This is a genomic window from Desulfosarcina sp., from assembly GCF_033791525.1.
GTDB lineage: Bacteria > Desulfobacterota > Desulfobacteria > Desulfobacterales > Desulfosarcinaceae > Desulfosarcina.
This window is the reverse complement of the sequence record NZ_JASJGN010000181.1, coordinates 1-3026: the sequence shown is the minus strand read 5'-3', so window position 1 is coordinate 3026 and position 3026 is coordinate 1. Positions and strand designations below refer to the sequence as shown.

Here is a 3026-nt window from a genome sequence, read left to right as displayed (position 1 = left end):
TTTTTTCGTCTTTCCGCCCGGCACAGCGATATGGAAGTCTTTCGCATTAAGGGCAATCTAAGGCTGATAAAAAAGTTGAACCTGCCGGCTATATTGGAATTTGCCCCTCCGGACGGCAGCGGTGTTCGGTTTATGGCCTTGGTGGGCCTTACGGATGATGAACTTCGGCTGTCTGACGGTGACGAGACCTTTTCCGTCGCGCCTGCATCGCTGGCGGGACTGTGGAATGGGGTGGCCCATATCTTCTGGAAAAACTATTTTAACTACACGGGGGTTATCCCGATATCGTCACCCGGAGAAGTCATTTTATCCCTCAAGGTGCACCTGAAAGCCATGGGATTTCCAATCCAAGAGATGACCGCCGCCTATGATACCACCACGCGGTTGGCCGTCGAGACGATTCAGGCCCGCAACGGTTTGGCTGTTGACGGGATGGTGGGCCCCATGACGAAAATCGCACTTTACAATGAAAATCCATTGCTGAACGGTCCCCGTCTGGCTGGCGGCAACCCGGAGCAATGAAGGTGGTTTGAGGAGCGGAAGCGTTGAGTTCCATTCTGGATGCACTGAAAAAAGCAGAGCGGGAATCTGCTATTGATCGCAGTGCGGGTACCCCATGGCCGGCCCCGCTTCCCATGCAATCACCCTACCGCAAACGCAGCCTGCGGTGGTGGGTGCTGCTGGGTATCGTTGGGGTGGTGTGCGTTGCCGGCGTGACACTCTGGCAGGTGCGGCAGCCGGACACGACACCTCCTCCGGATTCAATCTCAGCGGCAGCGCCACTGCCGTTACCCAAGCCCGATCACCGTGTCACGCCGCCCGTTGCCGAGGCGCCGCCGCCCAACCTGCCGGTAGCCGACCCAGCGCAGGCGCCGCCCGTCAAGACCCCGATGGATGCTTCGCCTGGTCAAGCCACGGCAAATGCACCCGCTTCAGAGGCTCACGTGCCCGACCCCATGGTCGTGGTCACGCCAGTTCAGCCCGGGAAACGCCCCCTGCCCCGAGCCATCCCGAAATCCGATCCGGTAATTGCCCCTGTCCAAGATCCTGCTCCCCGCCCGGCGGAGACAGCTGTGGCCAGCCAGCCGGCAGCAGCACCTCTGAATGCTGGCAAATTTTTCAAGAGTGATCCGCGTATTGACCTGCAGGCCCTGGTGTGGGCACCGGACTCCACCGCGCGGTTTGTGGTCATCAACAACCGCCTCATCAAAGAAGGCGGATCCGTGGACAATATCGTCGTGGTTCGAATCAACCCGGACGATGTGCTGCTGGCCGAAGGATCCGACCAGTGGCATGAGGCATTTAAAATCCGTTAGGAACCGGCTTGTCGAGCTCCAGAAAATTACATCCTAAATTGGGAGGGTGCCAGATCACTTTGCATCCTGTCACCCGGAACTCTGTTTGCTATGAGATTGGATTAAACCGGCAATAAAATAATAAATTACTATGATTTCATTATGTTCAAAAATTTCATCCGATTTCTGAACGGCTTCCCGGATCAGGCCCGGCAATCTTCCAAAATCACATGATGGGTTGCCGGGGTAATCAGGCGGGTTGACCCGGCGCAATGGATGTTCATTGACACTGTCAGTGCCCGCCAGCCGTGACATCGGGACGCTCGCCATGGTAGGGGAATTCCTCCGGATCTCGCCCTCTCCGGCTCTCCAGGCAACGCGTCCTTCTTGCTTTTTACTACCCCTCAGCGGTGAAAAAAACGTCATCAGGTCTCCTTGAATCAATAAAATCCATGAAAAAACGGTTTATTACCATAAATGCTTTTGTTAAAAAGGCAGTCATGCTATCTAAAGTTATCCGTAGAACCGACCGAAACCATCCTGAGAAAAGCAGAACGCTTGAAAGGAATGTCCAATATGCGTTGGAAATGTAATATGCTTGCAGCGGGGTATTTCGTCATCCTGATGGGGGTGCTTTTTCTTTTTTCTCCCCTGCCAGCCGCTGCTACCGGTCTCCAGGCAAAAGCTGATGTTAATGAGACCTTTGCAATAGAAGCGACACAGGCGGAACATATCAGTGTGGTCGAAGGGCTCATTCGCAACCGCACCCTATACGATGCCCTGACAGCCTATGATATTCCACCGGCGGAGATCCTCTCTCTCTCCAGATCCTTCAAACCGGTTTTCGACTTCCGTTGTTCCCGGCCGAAAGATTACTATGAGGTCAGCGTCGACGGCCAGAACCTGATCCAGAAATTTGTCTACAAGACCAGCCCCCTGGACGAATACGAAGCCATAAAGGAAGGCAACGGCGACTATACCGTTCTCAAGCGGAAAATCGTACTGGATCGGCAGGTGGTCGCCAAGGTGTTCACCATCGAGTCCTCACTCTACCAGGCGGTGGCCGACAGCGGTGAAACCCAGCAGGTCGCCGGCCTGATGGCGGAAATCTTTGCCTGGGATATCGATTTTTATCTCTATCCGCGAAAAGGCGATCAGATCGCCGTGGTATATGAACGCTGCTACAAAGACGGTGAGTTCGTGAAGTACGGGGACATCCTGGCCGCCCGTTACGTGGGCAAGCAGAAAACCTTTTCGGCATTTTTATTCAACGATGGCCAGTATGACGGATACTATGACGAAACCGGCCAGCCGCTGAAAAAGATGTTTTTGCGAACCCCGTTGAAATTCGGCAGGATGACATCCTCTTATTCCATCCGGCGGTTCCACCCGGTTTCCAAACGCTACAAGCCGCATACCGGCATCGACTACGGTGCCCCTACGGGAACGCCCATCATGGCCACGGCCAACGGCAAGGTCACCTTTTCGGGGCGCAAGGGTGGCTACGGCAAGCTGATCATCGTCAAGCACACCAACGGCTATCAGACCTACTATGGGCATTGCAGCCGGTTGCTGAAGAAGCGGGGACAACTGGTCGAGCAGGGCCAGGTCATCGCCCGGGTGGGATCGACCGGCGTGTCCACCGGCCCGCACGTGCACTACGAAGTCCGCGTGAAGGGCAAACCCCTCAACCCCAACAAGGTCAAGAAAAGTCGGGGCAAACCGCTGAAG

General features: G+C 55.3%; 4 protein-coding genes. 3 read left to right on the top strand and 1 reads right to left on the bottom strand.

The window, feature by feature from the left end:
* Positions 1-522: peptidoglycan-binding domain-containing protein (locus tag QNK41_RS08670; RefSeq protein WP_319255782.1), on the top strand; the 522-nt coding region annotated here is incomplete at its 5' end.
* Between the two features lie 23 nt (positions 523-545).
* Positions 546-1316 (top strand): general secretion pathway protein GspB, encoded by a 771-nt coding sequence (locus QNK41_RS08665; protein WP_319255780.1) that lies wholly within the window; start codon positions 546-548, stop codon positions 1314-1316.
* Between the two features lie 69 nt (positions 1317-1385).
* Here QNK41_RS08665 and QNK41_RS08660 read toward each other — a convergent pair whose 3' ends face one another.
* A complete protein-coding gene (locus QNK41_RS08660) occupies positions 1386-1721 on the bottom strand; it encodes a hypothetical protein (RefSeq protein ID WP_319255777.1) in 336 nt (111 codons plus the stop codon).
* A gap of 150 nt (positions 1722-1871) precedes the next feature.
* Between QNK41_RS08660 and QNK41_RS08655 the strand changes: the two genes are divergently transcribed.
* Positions 1872-3026, top strand: a 1155-nt coding sequence (locus QNK41_RS08655) for a peptidoglycan DD-metalloendopeptidase family protein (RefSeq protein WP_319255775.1), incomplete at its 3' end; no start/stop codon positions are given.

What these genes read in the sequence shown, in the direction of transcription:
- QNK41_RS08660 (WP_319255777.1), bottom strand. Translation starts at nt 1,721, where the DNA reads ATGACGTTTTTTTCACCGCTGAGGGGTAGTAAAAAGCAAGAAGGACGC.